This is a genomic window from Paraburkholderia fungorum, assembly GCF_046026025.1.
GTDB lineage: Bacteria > Pseudomonadota > Gammaproteobacteria > Burkholderiales > Burkholderiaceae > Paraburkholderia > Paraburkholderia fungorum_E.
Genome location: NZ_JAQQFL010000004.1, coordinates 270,980 through 295,348, shown reverse-complemented (window position 1 = coordinate 295,348; position 24,369 = coordinate 270,980). Strand labels below are relative to the sequence as shown.

19 protein-coding genes are annotated in these 24,369 nt (G+C 64.0%); 7 read left to right on the top strand and 12 right to left on the bottom strand.

The features are described from left to right. Positions 1-14: 14 nt before the first annotated feature. The 5 genes from PQR67_RS07525 to PQR67_RS07505 form a co-directional block, all read right to left on the bottom strand. Positions 15-524 carry a disulfide bond formation protein B gene (locus PQR67_RS07525; RefSeq protein ID WP_408456485.1) on the bottom strand — a complete coding sequence of 170 codons (510 nt, stop codon included), beginning with the start codon at positions 522-524 and terminating at the stop codon, positions 15-17. Positions 525-670: 146 nt separating this feature from the next. Then, positions 671-2,050: an amidase gene (locus PQR67_RS07520; protein ID WP_408456482.1), complete on the bottom strand. Its 1,380-nt coding sequence runs from the start codon at positions 2,048-2,050 to the stop codon at positions 671-673. 96 nt (positions 2,051-2,146) lie between these two features. Further along, a complete protein-coding gene (locus tag PQR67_RS07515) occupies positions 2,147-2,827 on the bottom strand; it encodes a GntR family transcriptional regulator (RefSeq protein WP_408456479.1) in 681 nt (226 codons plus the stop codon). 147 nt (positions 2,828-2,974) lie between these two features. Next, on the bottom strand, positions 2,975-4,327 hold the full coding sequence (locus PQR67_RS07510; protein WP_408456476.1) for an MFS transporter: 1,353 nt from the start codon (positions 4,325-4,327) through the stop codon (positions 2,975-2,977). A gap of 7 nt (positions 4,328-4,334) precedes the next feature. Then, positions 4,335-5,024, bottom strand: a complete 690-nt coding sequence (locus tag PQR67_RS07505) for a DUF2848 domain-containing protein (protein WP_408456473.1) — start codon at positions 5,022-5,024, stop codon at positions 4,335-4,337. Positions 5,025-5,236: 212 nt separating this feature from the next. Between PQR67_RS07505 and PQR67_RS07500 the strand changes: the two genes are divergently transcribed. The 3 genes from PQR67_RS07500 to PQR67_RS07490 all read left to right on the top strand — a co-directional run bounded on the left by PQR67_RS07500 (position 5,237) and on the right by PQR67_RS07490 (position 9,728). Continuing rightward, positions 5,237-6,994: a cation:proton antiporter gene (locus tag PQR67_RS07500; RefSeq protein WP_408456470.1), complete on the top strand. Its 1,758-nt coding sequence runs from the start codon at positions 5,237-5,239 to the stop codon at positions 6,992-6,994. A gap of 128 nt (positions 6,995-7,122) precedes the next feature. Next, positions 7,123-8,616, top strand: a complete 1,494-nt coding sequence (locus PQR67_RS07495) for a gamma-glutamyl-gamma-aminobutyrate hydrolase family protein (RefSeq protein WP_408456467.1) — start codon at positions 7,123-7,125, stop codon at positions 8,614-8,616. 395 nt (positions 8,617-9,011) lie between these two features. Beyond that, entirely contained in the window at positions 9,012-9,728 is a 717-nt protein-coding gene (locus PQR67_RS07490; RefSeq protein ID WP_408456464.1) for a DUF2968 domain-containing protein, read from the top strand. A gap of 77 nt (positions 9,729-9,805) precedes the next feature. Here PQR67_RS07490 and PQR67_RS07485 read toward each other — a convergent pair whose 3' ends face one another. Next, positions 9,806-10,999 carry a hypothetical protein gene (locus tag PQR67_RS07485; RefSeq protein ID WP_408456461.1) on the bottom strand — a complete coding sequence of 398 codons (1,194 nt, stop codon included), beginning with the start codon at positions 10,997-10,999 and terminating at the stop codon, positions 9,806-9,808. Positions 11,000-11,277: 278 nt separating this feature from the next. Continuing rightward, positions 11,278-11,802, bottom strand: coding sequence for a GNAT family N-acetyltransferase (locus PQR67_RS07480; RefSeq protein WP_408456459.1), 525 nt, complete (start codon positions 11,800-11,802; stop codon positions 11,278-11,280). Positions 11,803-12,105: 303 nt separating this feature from the next. Here PQR67_RS07480 and PQR67_RS07475 point away from each other — a divergent pair, with 303 nt between their 5' ends. After that, positions 12,106-13,407 (top strand): MFS transporter, encoded by a 1,302-nt coding sequence (locus PQR67_RS07475; protein WP_408456456.1) that lies wholly within the window; start codon positions 12,106-12,108, stop codon positions 13,405-13,407. Positions 13,408-13,521: 114 nt separating this feature from the next. Here the strand turns inward: PQR67_RS07475 and PQR67_RS07470 are convergent, their stop codons facing one another. After that, complete coding sequence (locus PQR67_RS07470; protein WP_408456453.1) at positions 13,522-15,369, bottom strand: tetratricopeptide repeat protein; 1,848 nt, start codon at positions 15,367-15,369, stop codon at positions 13,522-13,524. 139 nt (positions 15,370-15,508) lie between these two features. Here PQR67_RS07470 and PQR67_RS07465 point away from each other — a divergent pair, with 139 nt between their 5' ends. From PQR67_RS07465 to PQR67_RS07455, 3 genes are all read left to right on the top strand, one after another. Then, positions 15,509-15,856: an ArsR/SmtB family transcription factor gene (locus PQR67_RS07465; RefSeq protein ID WP_408456450.1), complete on the top strand. Its 348-nt coding sequence runs from the start codon at positions 15,509-15,511 to the stop codon at positions 15,854-15,856. Further along, on the top strand, positions 15,853-17,124 hold the full coding sequence (locus PQR67_RS07460) for a cation diffusion facilitator family transporter (RefSeq protein WP_408456447.1): 1,272 nt from the start codon (positions 15,853-15,855) through the stop codon (positions 17,122-17,124). The genes PQR67_RS07465 and PQR67_RS07460 overlap by 4 nt, the downstream gene beginning before the upstream one ends. A 68-nt stretch (positions 17,125-17,192) precedes the next feature. Beyond that, complete coding sequence (locus PQR67_RS07455; RefSeq protein ID WP_408456445.1) at positions 17,193-18,917, top strand: FAD-dependent monooxygenase; 1,725 nt, start codon at positions 17,193-17,195, stop codon at positions 18,915-18,917. A gap of 126 nt (positions 18,918-19,043) precedes the next feature. On the opposite strand, the gene PQR67_RS07450 is transcribed toward PQR67_RS07455, so the two are convergent. The 4 genes from PQR67_RS07450 to PQR67_RS07435 are packed head-to-tail and all read right to left on the bottom strand — an operon-like array spanning position 19,044 to position 24,344. Next, positions 19,044-19,295 carry a formate dehydrogenase subunit delta gene (locus tag PQR67_RS07450; protein WP_408456442.1) on the bottom strand — a complete coding sequence of 84 codons (252 nt, stop codon included), beginning with the start codon at positions 19,293-19,295 and terminating at the stop codon, positions 19,044-19,046. An 8-nt stretch (positions 19,296-19,303) separates the two neighbouring features. Then, positions 19,304-22,276 (bottom strand): formate dehydrogenase subunit alpha, encoded by a 2,973-nt coding sequence (gene fdhF / locus PQR67_RS07445; protein ID WP_408456439.1) that lies wholly within the window; start codon positions 22,274-22,276, stop codon positions 19,304-19,306. Between the two features lie 14 nt (positions 22,277-22,290). Further along, positions 22,291-23,862 carry a formate dehydrogenase beta subunit gene (locus PQR67_RS07440; protein WP_408456436.1) on the bottom strand — a complete coding sequence of 524 codons (1,572 nt, stop codon included), beginning with the start codon at positions 23,860-23,862 and terminating at the stop codon, positions 22,291-22,293. After that, complete coding sequence (locus PQR67_RS07435) at positions 23,859-24,344, bottom strand: NAD(P)H-dependent oxidoreductase subunit E (RefSeq protein WP_408456433.1); 486 nt, start codon at positions 24,342-24,344, stop codon at positions 23,859-23,861. Before PQR67_RS07435 ends, PQR67_RS07440 begins: the two co-directional genes overlap by 4 nt. Between the last annotated feature and the right edge of the window lie 25 nt (positions 24,345-24,369).

Sequence of the window (24,369 nt, the reverse complement as noted above, 5' to 3'; positions counted from 1 at the left end):
GTGGAACAACCGGTTCAGGCGAAACGGCGGCGATTCTTAAGCAGGCTCAGCGCCAGCGGCACGAAGGCCACGACGAAAGCCACCAGCGACCAGGTGGGCAGCGACAGCCCCAGAATCGGCGGATAGGCCGTTTCGCACAGCCCTGCCACCTTGAAGACGCCCGGCAGCCAGTGCGCGGGCGGCAAGCTGTCGACAACCGGTTGCAGCGCATCGAAACCGCAGCTAAACCCCGGATTGGCCTGAACGTACACGTGCCGTGCGGCGGTCACGATGCCGCCGAGAGCCGACAGCGCCGCCAGCACTTCCAGCAGCCGCACGCCGCGCCAGCTGTTGAAACGTGCGCCGAGGAACGCAAAAATCGCGATCAGCAGGAAGAAATAGCGCTGGATGATGCACAGCGGGCACGGGTCTTCGTGCAAGCCGTATTGCAGATACAGCGCGCCGGCGACGAGGCCGACGCAGATCAAGCCAAGCAGAACCAGCAGGGAGCGCTCGCGGCGCAGCATCGCATTGTCGTTGTTCATGGGTCGTGTGGCTGTCTGGAAACGGAAAGGGCGGGTGCCCGCGATTCTAGCGCGAACCCCCGCCCTGGCGCTTATCGCGCTTTTAAGTCGCAATCCCCGTTCCGTGTGTGCTCCGTGTCCTGTTCAGCGCCCCAATCCGCGCCCAATCAGCGAATCGCGTTGAGCACCGCCTGGGCGCCGCGGCCGATTGCCAGCAAGGCGTCGTCGGCGTGCGGCGCGCCTGCCAGCATCAGGCCGACCGGCGCGTCGCCACGCAGATGGCAGGGCAGCGACAGTGCGCAGGCGTCGAGGAAGTTGAATGCACTCGGATTGCGCAGGATCAGCGCATTGGTGCGGCCAAATGCGTCGTCGTCGTGAATCAGATCGGCCACGCGCGGCGGCACCACCGGCACGGTGGGCGCGACCACCGCGTCGAAGCGCTGCCACAGCGTGCGCGCGGCTTCGTTGAGCATCGCCTGGCGTTCGGCGAGCAGGTCCAGATAGTCGGCGGCGCTGGCCGGCTGACCCTTCAGGATGCGCACCAGCACGCGCGGGTCGTACTGCTCGCGGTGCTTTTCCAGCAGCGGACGGTGCCACGCATACGCTTCGATCGGCGAAAAGCCGAAGCGGTTGATCTCCGCCAGTCGGTCGAGCGGCGCGAAGCGCACTTCCGTAACGATGGCGCCGGCCGCTTCCAGATGCTTGAGCGCGGTGTCGATCGCGGCGGCAACTGCCGGTTCGACGCCTTCGGTCACGAAATTGGTCAGGACGCCAAGGCGCACGCCTTCGAGCGGGCGCGCCGCCGGAATGCGCGGCTCGAGTCCGGCCAGCATGCGATCGACCAGCGCGCAGCACGCGACCGAGACGCCGATCGGCCCAAACGAGTCGAGCGTCGGGGAGAGCGGCACACCGCCTTGCTTCGGAATACGGCTGGCGGTCGGCTTGAAGCCGGTCAGGCCGCACAGTGCCGCCGGAATGCGGATCGAGCCGCCGGTGTCGGTGCCGAGCGCGACGGCCGCCATGCCGTCCGCGACCGACGCCGCCGCGCCCGACGACGAACCGCCCGAAATCCGCTCATCGCCCTTCACACCGCGCTGGTACGGCGACAGCGGGTGCCCGTAGTGCGGGTTCAGGCCGAGCCCGGAAAACGCGAACTCGCTCATGTTGGTGCGCCCGACGATCACCGCGCCCGCCCGCTTCAGGCGCGCGACCGCGACGGCGTCCGCCTTGGCGGCGGGCGCGTCGGCCAGCACCACGGAACCGGCGCGAGTCGGCTGCCCTTCGATGTCGAACAGGTCCTTGACCGACACCGGAATGCCGGCGAGCGGCGAGAGGACGGTGCCGGCGACGCGCAAGCGGTCGTGTGCATCGGCGGCGGCGCGGGCGCTGTCGGCGTCGACGTGCATGAAGACGGCCGCGCCCTGGCCGGCCGGATCGGCGATCCGTTCGAGCGCGGTTTCGATGAGCGCGCGGCTCGTGGTGCGGCCGGCGGCGAGGTCGGCGGCAAGCTGGGCGAGCGGCGGGAAGGGCGTGAATTCAGTGGCCATGGTGTCGGGAGAATCCGGTTAGATACGCGGTTAGCTTGAGATCACTTTGTGGCGGGCCCCCACTGACTGCGCAGCCGGGTCCGCGTTCGGGGTCAGTCAAATCCGGTTGAACAAGGTCGCGCGGAACGCTTCGATATGCTTTTGCACCGATTGCCGGGCGCCTTCGGCATCGCGTTCGCGCAGCAGGTGAAACAGTTCCAGATGTTCTTCGTGGACGTCTTCGAGATGATGCGGCTCGGACAGCGAAATGAACCAGAAGCGCAGCGACCGTTCATGCAGACCACGCAGGATGTCGGCCAGCACCGGGTTGCGCGACGCCGCCGAAATCGCCAGATGAAACTCGCGGTCGATATCCATCATGCCCTCGATATCATGCGCGGCGACGCACACCGACGAGCGGTCCAGCAAGGCCTGCATCGCGTCGAAATCGTGTTGCTGCGCGTGGCGCGCGGCCAGCTCGACGCAGTAGCTTTCGTTGACGAGCCGCACGTCGATGATCGCCAGCACGTCGTCGAGCGAAACCGGGCGGACCATGATGCCCTTTCGGGGCATGATGGTGAGCATGCCTTCGTGCACCAGCCGGTGCAGCGCCTGGTGAACCGGCGTTCTGCCGATGCCGGTCAGCACCATCAATTCTGCTTCGTTGAGCACCTCGCTCGGCCGCAAGCGCATCGTGATGATCTCGCGCTTGACGAAGGCATAGGCCTGTTCGGCGAGACTCGCCGAGGCGGTTTCGCGGGGGGCACTGGAACGGCGGGCAGTCTGCAAAAGCGTCATGTGAAGAAGGTGCGGGCGGTGTCGTCCGCATTGTAGTGCAAGGTTTTGCGCTGACGGCGCCGGGTGGGCGGTTGCTCGCCGGCGCCGTTTGCGCGTGACGCGTGCCTGGTTCTCACACGTCACGGCAATCACGGAAACCCCGGCGTGTCAGGCGCTCCTCGGCGTCACCGCCGCGGCGTGCTGCACCTTGACGCGCGGCATCATCAACGTAACCAGGCCGCCGACGATCAACGCGCCCGCGATCAGCACCAGCCCGAAGGTCACGCTATGCGTCGCGTCCTTGACGATGCCGAGTACATAGGGACTCACATAGCCCGCCAGATTCGCAATCGAGTTGATCACGGCGATGCCGGCAACGGCCGCGCTGCCTTGCAGGAACGTGGTGGACATCGACCAGAAGATGCCGAAGCCCGCCAGAATGCCGATATACGCAATCGACAGACCGGTGACGGCGAGCGGAATCGAATTGGTCACCGAGGCGCTGCCGAGCAGGCCCGCCGCGCCGATGAAACAGCACACGGCGTAGTGCCAGCGTCGTTCACCGGTGATATCCGACGAGCGGCCGATCAGGATCATGCCGATGCCCGCCGCAAGGTACGGAATCGCCGTCACGAAGCCGTTCGTAACGAGATTGGTGACGCCGAGGTCCTTGACGATCTGTGGCAGCCAGAACGAGAAGCCCGCGTTGCCGGTGACGAGGCAGAAGTAGATCAGCGTCAGCAGCCAGAAGCGGCCCGAGCGCAACGCAACCGCGAGACTGTGCTCGGCGCCGGCCGCTGCGGCCGCCGTGTTTTCGCGCGCGAGGCGGCTGAGAATCACGCGCTTTTCGTCGTCGGTGAGCCAGGCGGCTTCGGCCGGCGTGTTGCGCAAGACGGCGAGCGCCCAGAAACCCGCGAGGATCGACGGAATGCCTTCGATCAGGAACATCCACTGCCAGCCGCGCAAGCCGTGCGCTTCATGCAGCGCCGACATCAAAAAGCCCGACAACGGCGCGCCGATGATGCCCGCGACCGGAATCGCGGCCATGAACACGGCGACCATCCGCGCGCGCCGGTCGGACGGAAACCAGAAGGTCAGATACAGCACCACGCCCGGCACCAGACCGGCCTCGGCGACGCCGAGAAAAAAGCGCAGCACGTAGAACATCGTTTCCGAGTGCACGAACATCATCAGGCACGACAGCAGGCCCCACAGCATCGTGATGCGGGCGATGGTGGCTCGGGCGCCGAATTTCTTCAGCAGCAGATTGCTCGGCACTTCGAACACGAAATAACCGAAGAAAAAGATCCCCGCGCCAAGTCCGTACGCCGCGTTCGACAGGCCGAGGTCGCCGGTGAACTGCAGCTTCGCATAACCGATGTTGACGCGGTCCAGGTACGACAACACGTAGACGAGAAACAGGAACGGCATGATGCGCCAGGTGATCTTGCGCAGGGCGGCGGCCTCGAGCCACGCGTCGGAAGACGCGTCGGCGTTGGCGGGTAGCGGAGGGGAACTCATGGGTGCCTCATTCGACGATAGGTAGCGCGTGCACGCGGTAGGCGTGACGCAGCGTGCGGTTCAGGACGGGGTCGTGCAGTTCGAGCTCGAGCGCGTCGCCGTCGGCCATGCCGACGATGCCGCCTTGCACGGCCAGCGTGCCGCAGAACATCGCGGCGCCTTCTGCCACGGGCGCACGCTCCAGCAGATCGGCGGCCGGCAGCAGCGACGCGACGCTGCCTTGCTGATAGACGCGCCGCTCGCCGTTGTTCGTCACGGCGAAAGCACGCAGTTCAAGCTGGTCCCAGTGGCCCGCCACTTCGTCGAAGCGCCAGGCGTCGCGTGCGACCGGTTTCGGGCAGACCTGTTTGGAGACCGTAACGCCGTATGCCTCGACTTCGCGGTCGGTGTGATCGGAGCCCACGGTCACCAGCAAGCCGGTCTTCGAGCGGACCAGCACGCACTCGGCCTCCCCACTGGACTTCACGCCGACCACGTCGATCTGTTCGGCCTGCGTGAGCAGTTCGGCGCCGAGGCGATAGAAGCAGGGCGTGGTCGACGGCCGCTTCACGCCGAGTTCGGCCAGCTCGGCGATGTGATGCTCGATCGCCGCCTGATCGCGGCCGGCCCACCCGGCAATCGTCAGACGATTTACTTCGACGATATCGGCGCGACTGTCGCCGGAACGATCTACAACGTTGAAGGACACCTGCTGCATCACTCGACTCCCAAGAAAATATGCTGCAAATATTATTGTGATATTTCACAGGTGTCCAGCGTGTCAAAAAAGTTTCGGATGGAGGCGCGAGCCGGTCGCCTTTCTGGTTCAGTCAATCCCACGTCCTTTAGGCGTTTGCGCGTTGTCGGCGTGTCGCATGAGTACGTTACACTGCGTTTTTTGAGACATTACTTTTTGTAAGGGACGCATCCATGCATCATGGCATCGGCTTCATTCAGGACCTGGCGGTCGTGATGGCGCTCGCCGGCGTCGTCACCGTGCTGTTCCATCGCCTGAAACAGCCGGTGGTGCTGGGCTACATCGCCGCGGGCGTGATCATCGGCCCGTACACGCCGCCGTTCCAACTGATCCACGACGAGCAGACCATCCAGACGCTCGGCGAACTCGGCGTGGTGTTCCTGATGTTTTCGCTCGGGCTCGAATTCAGCCTGCGCAAGCTCTTCAAGGTTGGCGCGACGGCGATCGTCGCGGCGCTTTCCGAAATCGTGCTGATGCTGTGGATCGGTTACGAGATCGGCAGCGCGTTCGGCTGGAGTTCGATGGACTCGCTGTTTCTCGGCGCGATTCTCGCGATTTCGTCGACGACCATCATCGTCAAGGCGCTCTCCGAGCTGGGCCTCAAGCGCGAGAGCTTCGCGCAACTGGTGTTCGGGATTCTGATCGTCGAGGACATTCTCGCCATTGCGATGCTGGTGCTGCTCTCCGGGATTGCACAGACCGGGCAGTTGAGCGCCGGTGTCGCCGTGGTGACGCTCGGCAAGCTGCTGCTCTTCATGACGGTGTCGCTAGTGGTGGGCATTCTGGTCGTGCCGCGTGCGTTGAACTACGTGGCGCGCGCCAAAAGCGACGAAATGCTGCTGGTGTCGGTGCTCGGCTTCTGCTTCGGTTTCTGTCTGCTGGTGGTGAAGCTCGATTACAGCATGGCGCTCGGCGCGTTCCTGATCGGCGCGATCATGGCCGAATCGCGCCATCTGCATCGCATCGAACACCTGATTGCGCCGCTGCGCGACGCCTTCTCAGCGATCTTTTTCGTGACGATCGGCCTGATGCTGAATCCGGCCGTGCTGCTCGACTACGCGTGGCCGATTGCGGTGATTACCGTGGCGGTGATTGTCGGCAAGATCGTTTCGTGCGGACTCGGCACCTTTCTCGCCGGCAAGGATGGCCGCACGGCGATGCGGGTCGGCATGACCGTCTCCCAGATCGGCGAGTTCTCGTTCATCATCGCATCGCTCGGCTTGACCTTGAAGGTGACGAGCGCCTTTCTGTATCCGATTGCGGTGGCGGTCTCCGCCTTGACGACGCTTTTCACGCCTTACCTGATCCGCGCCGCCGATCCGCTCACGCAGCGCCTCGGACAGGCCATGCCGCGCATGCTCGCCAACGTGTTTGGCATGTACGGGCAGTGGCTGCGCAGTTTGAGCACCGGAAGCGGCGAGCCGACGCTGTTCAGCATGACGCGGCGGATCATTGTGCAGATCGCCGTCAATCTTGCGCTGGTCGCGGCGATTTTCCTGATCGTGTCGTATAGCGCGCCGTACACCAGCACCTTGCTCGCGCACTGGGTGGCGTCCGAACCGATGCAGCGTGTGGTGCTGTGGAGTGTCGCATTGGTGTTGTCGCTGCCGTTCCTGGTCGCGGTCTACCGCAAGACCAAATCGCTCGCGCTGCTGCTCGCCGAGGTGAGCGTGCAGCCGGCGACAGCGGGGCGCTTCACCAGTGCGATCCGTTACGCGATCTCGGACCTGGTGCCGGTGGTCTCGATGGTGGGCGTGTTTCTATTGGTCGCGGCGCTCTCCGGCAGTATTTTGCCGCCGACCGGCCTGCTGACCATGGTGCTGGTTTGCGCCGCGGCGCTGCTGGCGCTGGTCTGGCGCTGGTGCGTGAAAATCCACGCGGCGATGCAGATCGCGCTGCGCGAAACCTTTGAAGAACAGCCGGACCCTTAAGTGGGGCGGCACCGTGTCTCGACTGGCAACAATGTGAGTAATTGTGTGTGGGTTTGCCGGGCTTGCCGTGCTGGCGGATAATCAGGGCATATTCATTCGTTCGCGTGGAAGGCGCCTGTCCGACAGTTATGAGCGAAAACAAACCTGAAAACGCCGGCCAGCCCGGCAGCCCATCGTCGCCTTCGGGCACGCCGTCGCCTTCAGCGTCGCCAACGCCGCCCGGCGCAACCGCTGGGGCGTCGAAACGTGACGTCTTGCCGCCGGAGCCGGCGGCCTCGCTACCGCTCTCTCACGAAGATTCGATCCAGTCTCCGATCAAGGACGTGGTGACGCCGGCCGCCGAGGAGGCCGCGGTGAGGTCATCGACCGACGATCCCGGCAGTGCCTCCACGGTCACCCCCACTCATCCGCAAACGGCACAGCAACGCGACGCGGCCGAAGCACGCAGTTCGGCGGCCGCGTCGACGGCGCAGCAGGAGGCCGAGGTTCATGAGCGCGCGGCCGCTAGAGCAGGACATGCCGCCAAGGTTCAAGCCTCACGTTCGACCACGCTCGAGAGCAACGAAGCGCCCGCTGACGGATTGACCGTGCCGGCCGACGAGGCCGCCCTCACAGACAAAGCGCAGAACGTGGAGCAAGCCGCCGCACCTCGCCCGGCCGGTTCGCCGCCGCCGGGGTTCGGCGCCGCGCCTGACTTCACGGCGACCAACCCGCCGCCGCCGAACGCGTTGCCGCCGTCGCCGCCGCGCTATCTGAAGCAAAGCGATTCGGCATGGACCGTGTTCGGCCGCATTATCGCGGCGCGCGCGCGTCAACTGTTCGATCGCGCCGGCCAGCGGATCACGCAGCGTACGCTGCGCATCGGCGTATCGGCGCGTATCTTCCACCCGGAGCCGGGCGCGAAGGGGCTGCGTGGCAAGACGCTGCAATATCTCGAGGAATCGATCGCGCACTGGGTCATGTCACGCGACGTGCTGGTGTTCATGATTCCAACAGTCGGTCACCAGGGCATGCTGCATCCGAGCAATATCCGTTTGCGCGACTATGCGAAGCACCTCGACGGTCTGCTGCTGCAGGGCGGCGCGGACGTCTCGCCGCAGTCGTATGCGGAACAGGCGACGAGCCCCGAGTGGCCGGGCGACCGCGTGCGCGACATGTACGAACTCGAACTGCTGCATGAGTTCGTCGAGTCGGGCAAGCCGGTGCTTGGCGTATGCCGTGGTTGCCAGTTGATCAACGTGGCGTTCGGCGGCACGTTGTACCAGGATATCGCCACCGACGTGCCAACCGCCGGCGCGCACGTCAACGAGAACTACGATCAGCATCGACACAGCATTCATTTTCCGGACGGCTCGACGCTCGCCAATATGTTTCCGGGCCGGCGCGAGGCGATCGTCAACTCGATTCACCATCAGGCGGTCAAAACGCTCGGCCGCGATCTGAATATCGAGGCAGTGTCGGCGTCGGACGGCATCATCGAGGCCGTGCGCTATCGGCGTGCGCCGTTCGTGATGGGCGTGCAGTGGCACCCTGAGTTCCATCGCGCGGGCGGTCCGGAGTTGCTCGATTGCACGCCGTTGCTCGATACGTTCCTGCGGGTGGCACGCGAAACCCGGTTTTAGACGCGCGGTTTCAAAAACGCATTTCCAGAAACGCGGTTTCAAGGCCCCGCCTTTAAGCCGCGCTTTCGAGTCCGGTCTTTCAAGACAGATTCTTGCAGCGTGCTGCCGCCATCCCCGGTGGCTATCCCCATATTGTCGTGCTGGCTGGTGTCCGATTCGCGCGAGTACCGTGCAGATTCGGAAACGTCTGCATGACTAACGTATGAGTCAGATTGCTGTGCTTTTGTCCTATCTGAAATCTTTTATTTCGCGACTGATGAGTCCATCCGGTCAAATCATTCGTTATCGATTTATCTCGATTTAAAGTCTTTCAATGCGACGCCTGAATGCTTCGCTTAACGGCTAATCCGCGCGATAATCCGAGGCTGTTTTGGATTTGCATGGAGCAAGTACGTATGAAGTACCCCTTAATAGTACGGCGCGCCATGCTGCTCGCGACCTCGTGTGCGCTGTTGCAGCATGGTGGTTTCGTGCTGGCAGCACAAAGCGACGAGGCCGCACCTCTGGTCGGCACACGGCCGGCCATGAACACGCTAACGCCGCAACCGGTCGCCGCCGCGCTGCGCAGTGCGGCATCGGGCACGCCTGATACCGTCAGCGATGCGCAAGGCAATGTTGCCGAACTGATGCAGATGATTCACGACGCAAAGCTGAGCGAATTGCGCACTACGTATAACGGCAGTTATGGCGCAAGTCTGTTTTTCTATCGGCAGGAAATGACTTACTACGTAGCGCTTTTTCAGGACAAACACTTCTGGCGTGTGATCAGGTCTGAAGACGTTGGCCGTGCTGAAGCGATCTATGCTGGCTTTGTCCAGCAGACTGCACAACTCGCGGACGTCGAGATTCGCCGCACGCAGTTGCAGGCGCAGAAGGCGTACATCGAAAACATCATCGCGTTGTCGGAGGATCGCGCCAAGCGGTTACAGGCCGATCTCGAGGTTGCGCGTACGCAGCAGGCCAAGGTCAACGACTATCAGCGGCAGACCCAGGGCGAGGCGGCTGCGTTGCACGCGGAAAAGGAAAGGGCGCAGGCGCAGTTGCGTCAGGTGCAGGGCGAAGTGATGCAGTTGCAGCGGCAAACCGAATTCGGGTTGCCAGCCCAGAAGTAAGCGCATGAGCGCAAAAAAGCCCGGCAGAGCGAACTGCCGGGCTTTTTTTGTGCCGCGATTCCGGGATAGTGGCGCGCTTACCTGTCGAACTGATCGGGCACCTCGGTCACGCGACGTTGCGACATGTGATTGATCCATTCTGTCCCGTTGGTTCCAGGCGGATTGATCGACGAAGCGGGGCGCGATGGGGGCGCGATATTACGCAGGTGGGTGCCGGCGGATAGGGTCATCGACGCGTATTCACCGGTGCCGAGCCGCGATGGCGCGAGTGGCGAGTAAGGTCCCGCCGACGATGGTTTCGGCGATGTTCGTTGTGCATTCGCCGGCACCGCAATCTGCGGCGCTTCGTAGTTCATTGACGAGATGTCTGGCAACTGCGGTGACCGCTGCGTCGCGATGGAGGCCTGCGAACCGCGGCCGTTTCTTTCGTGTGCGCTCGGGACGCCTTCGCTTAGCCTTTCCCGACGTCGAGAGATCTTTTTGCCGGTTGTGGGGCGTGGCGGCGTTGCATTGATCGGCGTGACGATTTCCGCGGTGGGACTTGCCTTGAAATCGCGCAGGGCAGCCGCGTTAATTGCGCCCGGCATTTCTTCTGGCAACGCGGGTACAGATGCCCGTGCAGATCCAGGCGCGCCTGCCGAGTGCGCGGGCAATGACGCGGCGTTCGGCTCAAGCGCCACGACACGGTTGTCAGCCGCTGCGTACGGCGTGACAGCAGTATCAGGCGAGCGACGATTCGCCAACTGCGCTTCCTGGTGGACCGGAACCTTTTTTGCCGGTTTGACATCGCTACTCGTATGGCGCTGCGCCAGATGGCCGAACGTAATCCACGCAAGCATCGCGGCGCCGCCGAGTGCGCAGGCGCCGCCCGCTAGCGCGCCCCAGTGCGTCGACCCGCCGCGCGGCGCGGCAGGAACCGACGGTGCGCCAACCGGAGAGAATGATGCGGCTTCGGCGGACGTTGGCAATGATCCGTCAAGCGGTGCATCGAGCACGGTTGTCGAGGCGGCCGGCGTGGGGAACGCTGCGGACGCAGCCGGCGGTTTGCGTAGCGGTTCCCAGCGGCAGAGCGAGCGGATCGTTTCAGCATTCAGGCAGAAGGTGCGTAGCACGGCCGCATAGAGCGCCTTGAGTTCCGCACGCAAACTGTGCACTGGCGGTACCAGCGCCCAGTCGCGGCCGAATGGCGGGGGCAGCAGGCGGCACTGTGACGACAGGCTCGGCAACGCCATGGAGCCTTCGATCAATGTGAGGGGGAGTGTGGTCGACATCGGTTTCTTCGCAGCGCCTCGTAAGGGGGCCGCGGACGGGCGGCTCATGGGCTCTGGCTTCGAGCGATGCGTACGAAAATGCTGTACGCAACGCCATATGGAAACGCCGTACTCGGGTCGAGCACGCCGCCGCATGAGCGGTCACTGTGAAGCCATCGGGGTGCGGAAGATGATGCCTGGAAGTCGCTGAACTAACGATCGGATTGATCTGAAAAAACTCGCTGCTTCATCCTGAATCGACCTTGTTCCGGACGGCGATTAAAGCGGACGCACATCGGTCATCGATCCAGCCGATACACGTAGCGCAATGCAGTAATGTCCACGCCGCCCATATGATCCGGTTCGGCACCGACGAATTGCCAGCCTTGTCGCTCATAAAAGCCGATCGCCGGTGTGTTGCCCTCAAGCACGTACAGGTACAACTGCGTCTCCCCCTGTGCTCGAGCCCAGTCTTCGGCTGCACGCATCAACAGTTTGCCTGCGCCGATACCCTGGTGCCCTGGCAGTGCATGCAGGTTGTCGAGCAGCACGCCCCACGCGGACTCCGGTTGCCGTTCGACGCAGACGAAACCAATCGGCTCGTCCGCGAGTTCGGCGATCAGGACCATGCGGCGCTCGCTGCCCGGCGCGCGCAGGCGCGCCTCCCAATAGGCGGCGCGCTCGCCCGTCACCTCGCCGTCGAGGAAGGCATCCGGCAGCAAGCCGCGATAGGTGGCCTGCCAGCTGGTGCTATGGATCGAGGCGATCAGTGCTGCATCCGCGAGGGTCGCAGGGCGCAGCGAAAGTGTGCGGGAGGTTTGCATCGGGAGGGTGGTCAACGGGAATGGCCTGTCTGCAAAAAGTTTGTCGCAACGGTGAGTGGATCTTATCTGTAATGAAAATGTAGGGAATACGCGACAGTGCCAGGAACGGTAACATTACGTGTTGCGGGCTCTGGGTATTTCACAACGTTTACCCTGATACCGCGTAAATGTGTTCAGCATGAAAATGCAGCGCCCCCGGCGCGTTCCAAATTGCCCGTGGCATCCGCTTGCCGAACCCAGTGGATCGTTTCAACTGCCTGAGCGCCACCAGTCTGCGTGGCGACGGGTTACCCAGAGAATGTCATGTCTACTGCGTCACACGCTGCTTCCTCATCGAGCGAATCCAAGGTCAAGACAGTTTTCCGCGTGGTCAGCGGCAACTTTCTTGAGATGTACGACTTCATGGTCTACGGCTATTACGCGTCCGCGATTGCCAAGACCTATTTTCCGAGCGGCAACGAATTCGCCTCGTTGATGCTGTCGCTGTCGGTATTCGGCGCGGGCTTCCTGATGCGTCCGCTGGGCGCGATCGTGCTGGGTGCCTACATCGACCATCACGGCCGGCGCAAAGGCCTGATCCTCACCCTCGGCCTGATGGCGCTCGGCACCCTCACGGTCGCCGCGATTCCAGGCTACGCGACCATCGGCGTACTTGCCCCGGCACTCGTACTATTTGGCCGGCTGCTGCAAGGCTTCTCCGCCGGGGTCGAACTGGGCGGTGTGTCGGTCTATCTGTCGGAGATCGCGACCAAGGGCAACAAGGGCTTCTATTGCGCGTGGCAGTCGGGCAGCCAGCAGGTTGCCGTGGTGTTCGCCGCGTTGATCGGCGTGTTCCTGAACAAGTGGTTGCCGGCCGACCAGATGACCGCCTGGGGCTGGCGCGTGCCGTTCCTGATCGGCTGCCTGATCGTGCCGTTCCTGTTCATCATCCGCCGTTCGTTGCAGGAAACCGAGGAATTCAAGGCGCGCAAGCATCGTCCGAGCATGGGCGAGATCATGAAGACGATGGTCGCTAACTGGGGCATCGTGCTGGGCGGGATGGGCATGGTCATCATGACCACCGTGTCGTTCTACATGATCACGGCTTACACGCCGACCTTCGGCAAGGAAGTGCTGAAGCTGTCGTCGATCGATACGCTCGTCGTCACCGTCTGTATCGGTTTGTCGAACCTGATCTGGTTGCCGCTCGCGGGCGCGCTGTCGGATCGTATCGGCCGTCGTCCGGTGCTGCTCGCCTTCACGATCCTGACGATCGTCACCGCTTATCCGGCGCTGCAATGGCTGGTTGCCGAGCCATCGTTCGTTCGTCTGCTGGCGGTCGAGCTGTGGCTGTCGTTCCTGTACGGCAGCTATAACGGTGCGATGGTGGTGGCACTGACCGAAGTGATGCCGGTCGAAGTGCGCACCGCTGGTTTCTCGCTCGCCTACAGCCTGGCTACGACGATCGGCGGCTTCACGCCGGCCATCTCGACGCTGCTCATTCACACCACCGGCAACAAGGCGGCGCCTGGCCTGTTCCTGGGCGCGGCGGCGATTTGCGGGCTGATCGCGACGCTGGTGCTGTATCGCACGCCGGAAGCGCGCAATCAGTATCGAGCGGCTTAAGGGTAAGTTTAAGGTTCACCGTTCACCGGACAAACAAAAACCCCGCGCTCTCAGGAGCGCGGGGTTTTTTCTTGGGCGTCGCATCGGCAACCGATTTCGCTAAGTAAGGCTCAGTTAGCCGTGGCGCAATTCGTTCGCCACCGCCTCCACCACATCGCCCCACGCGCCGGGTTGCGGCTGGCGCAGCAGCGTGGCGCCCGGATACCACGGGCTGCGCGTCTCGCCGACGAACCAGCGCCAATCCGCCGCGAACGGCAGCATCAGCCACAGCGGCTTTTTTAGCGCGCCGGCGAGGTGAGCGATCGACGTATCGATCGACACCACCGCGTCAAGCCGCTCGATGATCGCCGCGGTATCCGCAAAATCGCCGATCCGTTTGTCCAGGCGATGAATCGACGCCGCGCGCGGATGCGTGTCGAGCGCCGCGCGCTCCTCGGCGCTCAGTTCAGGTTGCAGCACGATCCAGTCGATGCCTTCGAGCGCGAATAGCGGCGCGAGCGCGGCGATCGGCATCGAACGGGTTTCGTTTTGCTGGATACGCCCTGACCACGCAATGCCGATTTTGCGCTTTGCGTGGCCGCCGAGCGAGCCGCGCCATTTGCGACCGTAAGCCGGCGGTGCGCTGAGGTAAGGCGCGCGGGCGGGAATCGTGTCGTAGCTGGTGCCGAGCGCGAGCGGCAAGCTTAGCAGCGGGCATTGCAGATCCGCCGCTGGACGTGGTGCGCCCTGGGCGATCAGCGTCACGCGCCAGGCGTGTGCGGCGGGTGCTAACAGCGGCAGCAGTTGAGGCTGCACTTCGAGCACCACGCGCGCCGCCCGCTGCGCGGCCAGCGGCACGAAGCGCACGAATTGCAACGTATCGCCGAAACCCTGCTCGGCATGAACGAGGAGCGTGCGTTGTTCGATCGGCTCGCCGTGCCAGCGCGGCAATGTCTGAATGACCGGCTGCGCGGTGGTTTGCAGCCGCCATTCGTATTCCGGCAGCCCGCGTGCGAAATCGCGCAATGCGAGCCACGCCAGCGCGCGATTCATGTGCGCGGACGCGAGATCGGGGCGCAAGCGCAGCGCCTGATCGAAAGCCCGCACGGCCGCGGCGTGCGCGCCTAGCGCTTGATGGGCGGTGCCGAGACTCAGCCATGCGAGCGCGAATTGCGGATCGAGACCGACTGCGCGCTCGAGATACGGCAACGCCTGCGCATGGCGTCCCAGCGACGCAAGCGCATTGCCTAGCCCGAAGATGGTGGGCGGCAGGTTCGGCTGCAAGGCGAGCGCCGCCTGGAAAGAGGCGACCGCTTCCCCGTGGCGGCCGGTGGCGTCGAGCGTATTGGCGAGATTGAAGTGGGCGGCGACGAAGCGCGGTTCGGCTGCCAGCGCCGCCTGAAAGTGCCGGATCGCCTCGTCCGCGCGCTCGAGCGCGTTCAGCGACATGCCCATGTTGTTGAGCGCGCCAGCATGCCCCGGGCGCAGTTCGAGCGCGCGCTGGAACGACGCGATCGCTTCCGGATGACGGCCGAGCGCATGCAATGCGTTGCCGAGATTGTTATGCGACGAGGCATCGTTCGGTTGCAGGCGCAATGATTTTTCGAAGGCGTCGGCGGCGTCTTCGTGGCGGCCCACCGACGCGTACGCATTGCCCAGGTTGTAGTGCGCCATCGGGAAAGACGGCGCCAGCGTGAGCGCATTGCGGAACTGTTCGATGGCGTCGTCGATCTGGCCGAGCGCTTTCAGCGCGTTGCCGAGATTCAGTTGCAGCGCGGCGTCTTCCGGGCGCAGGTTCACCGCGCGCCGCACGAGCTCGGCGGCTTCGGCGTGCTGGCCCTGCTGGTGGCGCAGAACGCCCAGCAGGTGCAACGCATCGACGTGCACGGGATTGCCGTCGAGCGTCGCGCGGTAACCGCGTTCGGCGTCGTCGAGGCGGCCGTCACGATGCGCCGCGAAAGCGCGGTCAAATACTTGTTGCATGACGCAGGGATGGGATTTCGGGTGGGGCGGACGCCGCATTTTCCCACACTCGCCGGGTCGCCCTCCGATTTGACCTGTTGTCCTGATATCTATAACATATGAATACCTGTTCATATGTACATCAATCATGACGCCTGCCATGGCTTCCGCTACGTTGCCGGTCCGTTTCGAAGATCGTCCGGTGGAGACGATCGGGCCGCTAGCCGACCTGTTTCGCCTGCTCGGCGACCCGACGCGCCTGCGCATCGTGCTCGCGTGCGTCGAGGAGCGGCGCGCGGTCGGCGCGATTGCTGAGGGGCTGGGCTTGTCGCCGTCGCTGGTGAGCCACCATCTGCGGCTGCTGCGCGCGGCGCGGATCGTGCGCGCGGAGCGGCAGGGCAAGCAGGTGTTCTATCTCGCCGCCGACCGTCATATCAGCGCGATGCTGACCGGGATGCTCGAGCATGTGGCTGAGCCTGCTGGCGAATTTCCTCTGGATCCATCATGAAGAAAACCACCACGCCGAACCGGGCCGCTGAAGAACGCGAGGATGACCACGCGCCGGTGTGGCTCGATGGAGAATCCGACGGGATCGGTGGCGACGACGCGCGGGTCGAGGGCGAGGAGCGCGCGGCCGATGGTCAGGACGCGCATCGCGGCAGTGCGGCGCGTGCCGCTGCGGACGATGCTCATGAGCACGGCGCGCGGGACCACGGTGCAGACCATCCACGTAGCCACGACGCCGAAGGCGCGCACAGCCACGACGACCACAACCACGACGACCACGACGACCACAGTCACGATAACCACGCTGGCCATAGCCACGGCGCCGACAGCCGCGGTGCCCATAGCCAGGGTAGCCAGGGTAGCCACGCCGGCCACAGCCACGCCCATGCACCCGCCGCAGGCCACGGCCGTGCCTTCGCGCTCGCTGTCGCATTGAACCTGGTGATCGTGGTGATTCAAGCCATCTACGGCGTGATCGCCCATTCCACCGCGCTGCTCGCCGACGCCGGTCACAATCTCTCCGACGTCCTCGGCCTGTTGCTCGCCTGGGGCGCCGCCTGGCTCGCCACGCGCCGTCCGTCGGCACGCTATACATTCGGCTACGGCAGTTCGTCGATCCTCGCGTCGCTCGCCAATGCGGGCCTATTGCTGTTCGCGTGCGGCGTGATCGTGGCCGAGGCGATCGGGCGCCTGATGAACCCGGCACCGGTCGCGGGGCTGGTGGTGTTCGTCGTCGCGACGGTCGGCGTGATCGTGAACGGCTTCTCGGCGTGGCTCTTCATGCGCGGCCAGAAAGAAGACCTGAATATTCGCGGCGCTTTCCTGCATATGGCCGCCGACGCCGGCATTTCCGCCGCGGTCGCGATCAGCGGCCTCGTGATTCTCTATACCAACTGGACGTGGCTCGACCCGGTGATGAGCCTGCTCGTGGTCGCGGTGGTGGTCTACGGCACGTGGGGCCTGCTGCGCGATTCGGTGCGCATGGCGCTCGACGCCGTGCCGCCGGGCGTCGATCTGCAGCCCATTCGCGACTATCTCGCCGGACAGCCGGGTGTCACCGACGTGCACGATCTGCATGTATGGGCGTTGTCGACCACCGGCAATGCGCTCAGCGCCCACCTGGTGATGCCGGCAGGCCATCCCGGCGACGAGTCGATCGACGGCATCGTGATCGCGCTGCGTGAGCGTTTTTCGATGCAGCACGCCACGCTGCAAGTCGATCTCGGCACCACGGAGCATCATTGTGCGATGGGTCATCCGCGCGATTGATGCAGCGCACCGTTAAGCGGATTTTCGGCGGCGTACACTAGGACGTCCTGTTGTTTCAGGAGGTCCGCATGGATGCTGCCGCACATGATGCGTCGCCGGTGCTGATCGTCGGCGCGGGTCCGACCGGGCTCGCCGCGGCGCTGAGTCTGGCGCGTGCCCACATCCCCGTGCGTCTGGTCGACAAGGCGTTGCAGCCGAACCCGTACTCGCGGGCCATCGGCATTCAGGCGCGCACGCTCGAACTGTTTGAACAGCACCGGCTGATCGAACCGTTTCTCGAACTGGGTCATCGCGCGCGCATCGCCAATCTTTTTTCCAATGGCATGCGTCTCGCGCGCCTCGATTTCGATCCGCTGCACACCCGCTATCCGTATCTGCTGTTTCTCGATCAATCCGTGACCGAGCGTTTGCTGACGGAACATCTCGCGACGCTTGGCGTCACGGTCGAGCGGGGCGTCGAACTGACCATGTTCTCGCAAGGTTCCGCCAGCATGCAGGCGAGCTTGCGACACGTGGATGGTCACACGGAGACGATCCGCCCGTCATACATGATCGCCGCAGACGGCGCGCATAGCACGATCCGTCACCGGCTCGGCTTGAGCTTTGAGGGCAACACCTTCGAGCAGACGTTCCTGCTTGCCGATCTGCACGCCGAAACCGATTGGCCCGAAGACGAATTCCACATCTTTGCTTCAGGCGAAGGTCTCGTCGCACTGTTTCCGATGGGTCATGGCCGTCATCGTCTGATTGCGGATCATCCAGCCGAACCGGCTACGGTCCAGGCGCCGGCCACGCCCGCCGTGCTCGGTGAAGCGCCGCTCAACCCGGTTGCGCCGCCGTCGCTTGCCGAATGCAAGGCGTTGATCGCGAGGCGCGTGCGGGAACGCGTCGACGTCTCGGATCTGGCGTGGTCGTCGCATTTCCATCTGAACAGCCGGATGGTGGACAGGCTGCGTGTTGGCCGCATTTTCCTCGCGGGGGATGCGGCTCACGTGCACAGCCCGGCCGGCGCGCAGGGCATGAACACGGGCATTCAGGAAGCGTTCAATCTCGGCTGGAAGCTGGCGCGCGTCCTGCAAGGCGGGGCGTCTGATCGCCTGCTCGATACGTATCATCACGAACGGCATCCCATCGAGCGCGACGTGCTGCGGCAAACCGGCTTCATGACGCATATGGCCGAAGCCGATCATGGACCGCTGAAGCTGCTGCGCGAGCGCGTGATGCCGGTGCTGGCGGCGCTCGGTCCGCTGCGCGACGCGGCGCGGATGACCATCAGCGAGTTGTCGATCCAGTATCGGCGCAGTTCGCTGACCCTCGAGCGGGTACTCGACGGCGGTCCGCGTGCCGGCGAGCGCGCCCCGGATGCGCTGGTGCATGTGGTGGATGGGCCGCTTGGTCGCGCGCCGGGTGTCGGGTGTATTTTCGATCTGCACGATCCCGCTTTCTTCTCGCTGTTCCTGCTGGTTCCTCCCTCGCCCGTCGACGACACGCCGCTCGATCCCGCCGCGAAGCGCGCGCCGCCGCCGGACCCGGAACTGGCGCGAATGACTGCCGAAGTCGAACGATTATTGCCGGGCGCGGTACGCATCTGGCGGGTGACCGATACGAGCGGCGAGGGCGCTCCGGCGCTCTCCGAATCCTACGGACGCACGCGGCCGTCGTTCTATCTGGTGCGGCCGGACGGCTACATCTGCGCGCGCGGTCGCACCGGTTCCGATCTGAACGGCTTGTTGCGGCATTGCGAAGCGTGGTTCGCCGTGGGTGGGGTGATACCGGAGCAGGCGGCGCTATGAGGCGAGTCTGCCCGTGGGTTTGCCTGATGAAGTGACTGTCTGAGTGGCGCGTAAAGCGTCCGCGTGAGACGGCCCATGTGACATGGGCCGTCTCGCGCACGGCAGGCGCTAAGCGACGGGCGTCGTCTATACCGTGGAAAGTGCAGCCGGCGTCAACCCGTTACGATGTTTGACCAGCGCTTCCCTGACGATGCCCGACATCTCGACGCCGTTCGCATCCGGCTCATCGAGCGTGGCCAGCAACGCGCGCCGCATGCGCGGCTCCCAGAAGCGGCGGATATGATCGGCGATGCCGTCGAGCGCTTCTTCGCGATCCGGCATCGAATCGAAAAAGTCGCCGATCCGGTTCGCCATGTCGATCAGATTCTGATTGTCCATGGCTTGCCTCACTTACCCGACGTTGCGTTGGCCAATTCGCGCTGCTTCAGCAGATCGAGCTGCTCGGTATTGAAGCGCGAATAATCTTTTTGCCATTGCGACGGCTGTTCGACCGGCATCACCTGCACCGCAGTCACTTTGTACTCGGGACAATTGGTCGCCCAGTCCGAGCTATCGGTGGTGATCACGTTCGCGCCCGATTCGGGGAAGTGGAACGTCGTGTAGACGACGCCCGGCTGCATACGCTCGGTCACTTTCGCGCGCAACACCGTTTGTCCCGCGCGCGATTCGATACCCACCCAATCGTCATTCCTGATGCCTCGTTCTTCCGCGTCGTGCGGATGGATCTCGAGACGGTCTTCGTCATGCCAGCGCGAGTTTTCGGTGCGGCGTGTCTGCGCGCCGACGTTGTACTGCGAGAGGATACGGCCCGTTGTCAGCAGCAGCGGGAACTTGCGTGTGACCTTTTCCGGCGTGGCGATGAACTTCGTAATCACGAACTTGCCCTTGCCGCGCACGAAGGTGTCGATGTGCATGGTCGGCGTACCGTCGGGCGCGTTCTCGTTGCACGGCCACTGGATGCTGCCGAGTTCGTCGAGTTTCTTGTATGACACGCCGTGGAAGGTCGGCGTGAGACGCGCGATCTCATCCATGATCTGCGACGGATGCGTATAGCCCATTTCATAACCGAGCGCGCGTGACAGCAACACCGTGACTTCCCAGTCGGCGTAACCCGGCACCGGCGGCATCACCTTGCGTACGCGCGAGATGCGGCGCTCCGCGTTCGTGAAGGTGCCGTCCTTTTCGAGGAACGACGAACCCGGCAGCAGCACATGCGCGTACTTCGCGGTTTCATTGAGGAAAATATCCTGCACGACGATGCATTCCATCGACGACAGTGCCGCCGATACGTGATGCGTGTTCGGATCGGACTGCACGATATCTTCGCCCTGGCAGTACAGGCCCATGAAGGTACCGTGCACCGCGGCGTCGAACATGTTCGGAATCCGCAGCCCCGGCTCGGGCTGCAGCGTCACGTTCCAGGCTTCTTCGAACAGCGCGCGCGTGATCGAATCGCCGATGTGTCGATAGCCCGGCAGTTCGTGCGGGAATGAGCCCATGTCGCACGAACCCTGCACGTTGTTCTGACCGCGTAGCGGGTTCACGCCGACACCTTCGCGGCCGATATTGCCGGTCGCCATCGCCAGATTCGCGATGCCCATCACCATCGTCGAGCCTTGCGCGTGTTCGGTGACGCCGAGGCCGTAATAGATCGCCGCATTGCCGCCGGTGGCATAGATGCGGGCCGCTTCGCGAATCGATGCGGCGGGCACGCCGGTGAGTTCCTCGGTTGCTTCCGGCGCGTTCTCAGGCAACGCGACGAAATCGCGCCACTGCTCGAACGCGCGCGTTTCGCAGCGCTCGGCGACGAACGCTTCGTTTAGCAGCCCTTCGGTCACGATCACATGCGCGAGGGCATTGACCACCGCGACGTTGGTGCCCGGACGCAATTGCAAATGATGCGATGCCTTCACGTGCGGCGTATCGACGATATCGATGCGGCGCGGGTCGACCACAATCAGCTTCGCGCCTTCGCGTACGCGGCGCTTCAGGCGCGAGCCGAACACCGGATGGCCGTCGGTCGGATTCGCGCCGATCACCATGATCACGTCGGCTTTGTCGACCGAGGCGAAGGTTTGCGTGCCGGCGGATTCGCCGAGCGTCGCCTTCAGGCCATAGCCGGTCGGCGAATGACACACGCGCGCGCAGGTGTCGACGTTATTGTTGCCGAACGCGGCGCGCACGAGCTTTTGCACCAGATACGTTTCTTCGTTCGTACAACGCGACGAGGTAATGCCGCCAATCGAATCGCGGCCGTGCTTCGCCTGAATCCGGCGGAATTCCGATGCCGCGTAAGTGAGCGCCTCTTCCCAACTGACTTCGCGCCACGGATCGGTGATCTTCGCGCGGATCATCGGCTTGGTGATGCGGTCCTTGTGGGTTGCGTAACCCCATGCGAAGCGGCCCTTCACACAGGCGTGCCCTTCGTTGGCCTGACCGTTCTTGTGCGGCACCATCCGCACGACCTCGTTGCCCTTCATCTCTGCCTTGAACGAGCAGCCGACACCGCAGTAGGCGCACGTCGTGACCACCGAATGCTCGGCCTGACCGAGCATGATGACAGTCTTCTCCTGCAAGGTCGCGGTCGGGCACGCGGCGACGCACGCGCCGCACGACACGCATTCCGATTCCATGAACGGTTTGTTTTCGCTTGCCGCGACGCGCGATTCGAAACCGCGTCCGGTGATCGTCAGCGCAAACGTGCCTTGAGTTTCTTCACACGCGCGTACGCAACGATTGCAGACGATGCACTTCGACGGGTCGTACGTGAAGTACGGATTCGATTCGTCCTTCTTGTCCTTCAGATGGTTCGCGCCATCGAAGCCGTAACGCACTTCGCGCAACCCAGTGACACCTGCCATGTCCTGCAATTCGCAGTCGCCGTTGGCGGGGCAGGTCAGGCAGTCGAGCGGGTGATCGGAGATGTACAACTCCATCACGTTACGGCGCAGCGACTGCAGACGATCGGTTTGCGTGCGGACCTTCATGCCGGCTTCGACAGGCGTCGTGCACGAAGCCGGATAGCCGCGCTTACCCTCGATTTCGACCAGGCATAAACGGCATGAGCCGAACGGTTCGAGCGAATCGGTCGCGCAGAGTTTCGGCACGTTGACGCCGGCCTCGGCGGCGGCACGCATGACGGACGTGCCCGCCGGCACGGTCACCGCCTGACCGTCGATTTCCAGCGTGATGTCGACATCGGCGTGACGCAGCGGCGTGCCGTAATCGGTATCGTCAAACGGCGAGCGCGCGGCGCGCTGTTGCGCCTGCGATTTGCAGGCGCAGTTGCCAGAGCCGCAGCCGCCACCCACGGGGACTTCCTGCGGGGCGCCGGCGGGAGAGTTGAGCACATCGGACATATGAGGCTCCTGAATCAGGCCGCAGCCGCTTTGGGCGCGTGGTCGTGCACGTTATCGAGACCGAAGTCTTCGGGGAAATGATCGAGCGCGGACAGCACCGGGAACGGCGTCATGCCGCCCATCGCGCAGAGCGAACCGGACACCATCGTGTCGCACAGGTCGCGCAGCAACTGCACTTGCCGCGTGGACGTATCGCCATTGCGGATCCTTGCGATCACTTCGACGCCGCGCGTCGAGCCGATCCGGCACGGTGTGCATTTACCGCACGATTCCAGCGCGCAGAAGTGCATCGCGTACTGCGCGAGTTCGGCGAGATTCGAGGTGTCGTCATGCACGACGATGCCGCCGTGGCCGACCACCGCGCCGACTGCCGCGTACGCTTCGTAGTCCATGGGAATATCCCACTGACTTTCCGGCAAATACGTGCCGAGCGGGCCGCCGACTTGCACCGCGCGTGCCGGGCGTCCGCTCGCCGTGCCGCCGCCGTAGTCGACCAGCAGTTCACGCAGCGTGACACCGAACGCCAGTTCGACCAGGCCGCCTTGCTTCACGTTGCCGGCGAGCTGGAACGGCAGCGTGCCGCGCGAGCGGCCCATGCCGAAGTCTTTATAGAACGCCGCGCCGCGCGCGAAGATGATCGGCACCGTTGCGAGCGTGATCACGTTGTTGATCACAGTCGGCTGGCCATGGAGGCCGACTAGCGCCGGCACGGGCGGCTTGGCTCGTACGATGCCGCGTTTGCCTTCGAGCGATTCGAGCAGCGCGGTTTCCTCGCCACACACATAAGCCCCCGCGCCTTTCGCCACGAACAGTTCGAAGCGATGCGCCGCCGAGCCGAGCACGCTGTCGCCGAGCCAGTCGGCGGCGCGTGCCTTGGCGATCGCGGCTTCGAGCGTCGCGATCGAGTGCGGATATTCGCTGCGTACGTAGATGTAGCCGACTGTCGCGCCGGTCACGACGCCCGCAATGATCATCCCTTCGATCAGCACGTACGGGTCGCTTTCCATCACCAGGCGGTCGGAGAAGGTGCCGGAGTCGCCTTCGTCCGCATTGCAGACGATGTATTTTTGCGTCGCTTTGGCGCCGCGCACCGTGCGCCATTTGATGCCGGCGGGGAAGGCCGCGCCGCCGCGGCCGCGCAGGCCGGATTCGATCAGCGCTTCACAGGCGGCATCGCCGTCGGTGTTCAAGGCTTGCTTGAGACCTTCGAGGCCGCCGTGCGCGACGTAGTCGTCGATGGAAAGCGGATCGGTGATGCCGATGCGCGCGAAGGTCAGACGCTGCTGCTTCTTCAGATAAGGTATTTCATCAACCAGTCCGACGCGGCTGGCGTGGTCGCCGCCTTCGATAAAACCAGCGTCGAATAGCGCTGCAACGTCGCTCGCTTCGACATTCGCATAGCCGACGCGGCCTTCGGCCGTCGCAACCTCGACGAGCGGTTCGAGCCATAGCAAGCCGCGCGAACCGTTGCGAACCAGTTGGATTGCGATGCCGCGGCGTGTGGCTTCAGCTTCGATCGCTTGAGCCAGCGCATCCGCGCCAAGTGCCAATGCTGAGGAATCACAGGGAACATAGATACGGGTCATGCCGCGACCTCCACGCACTTGCTGGCGGCAGCGAACACCGCGTCGAACTTTTGCGGCGTGACCTTGGCGTGCAAGGTGCCGTTGAGTATCAGCGCCGGCGACAGGGCGCATTGGCCGAGGCAATACACCGATTCCAGCTCGACCGTGGCGCCGTGCGCGTACTCCGCATCAAAACGACAGCCGGTGTGCGCCTCGATATGCTGTGCGAGCGCCTCCGTGCCCATGCTGCGGCATGCCTCGGCGCGGCACAGTTGCACCGTGACGGGGGCCGCGGGTTGCGTGCGGAAATGGTGGTAGTAGGTGATGACGCCGTGCACTTCCGCGCGCGACAGGTTCATGGCACGCGCGAGAGGCGCGACTGTGTCGGGGGGCACATAGCCGAGTTCGTCCTGAATGGCGTGCAGTACCGCCAGCAGCGACATGCCCGGCTGCGCGTGACGCTGCACGAGCTGCTCCGGCGCGACGGCGATGGAATCGTCCAAGTGGGGGCTCCTCCAAAGTCATATA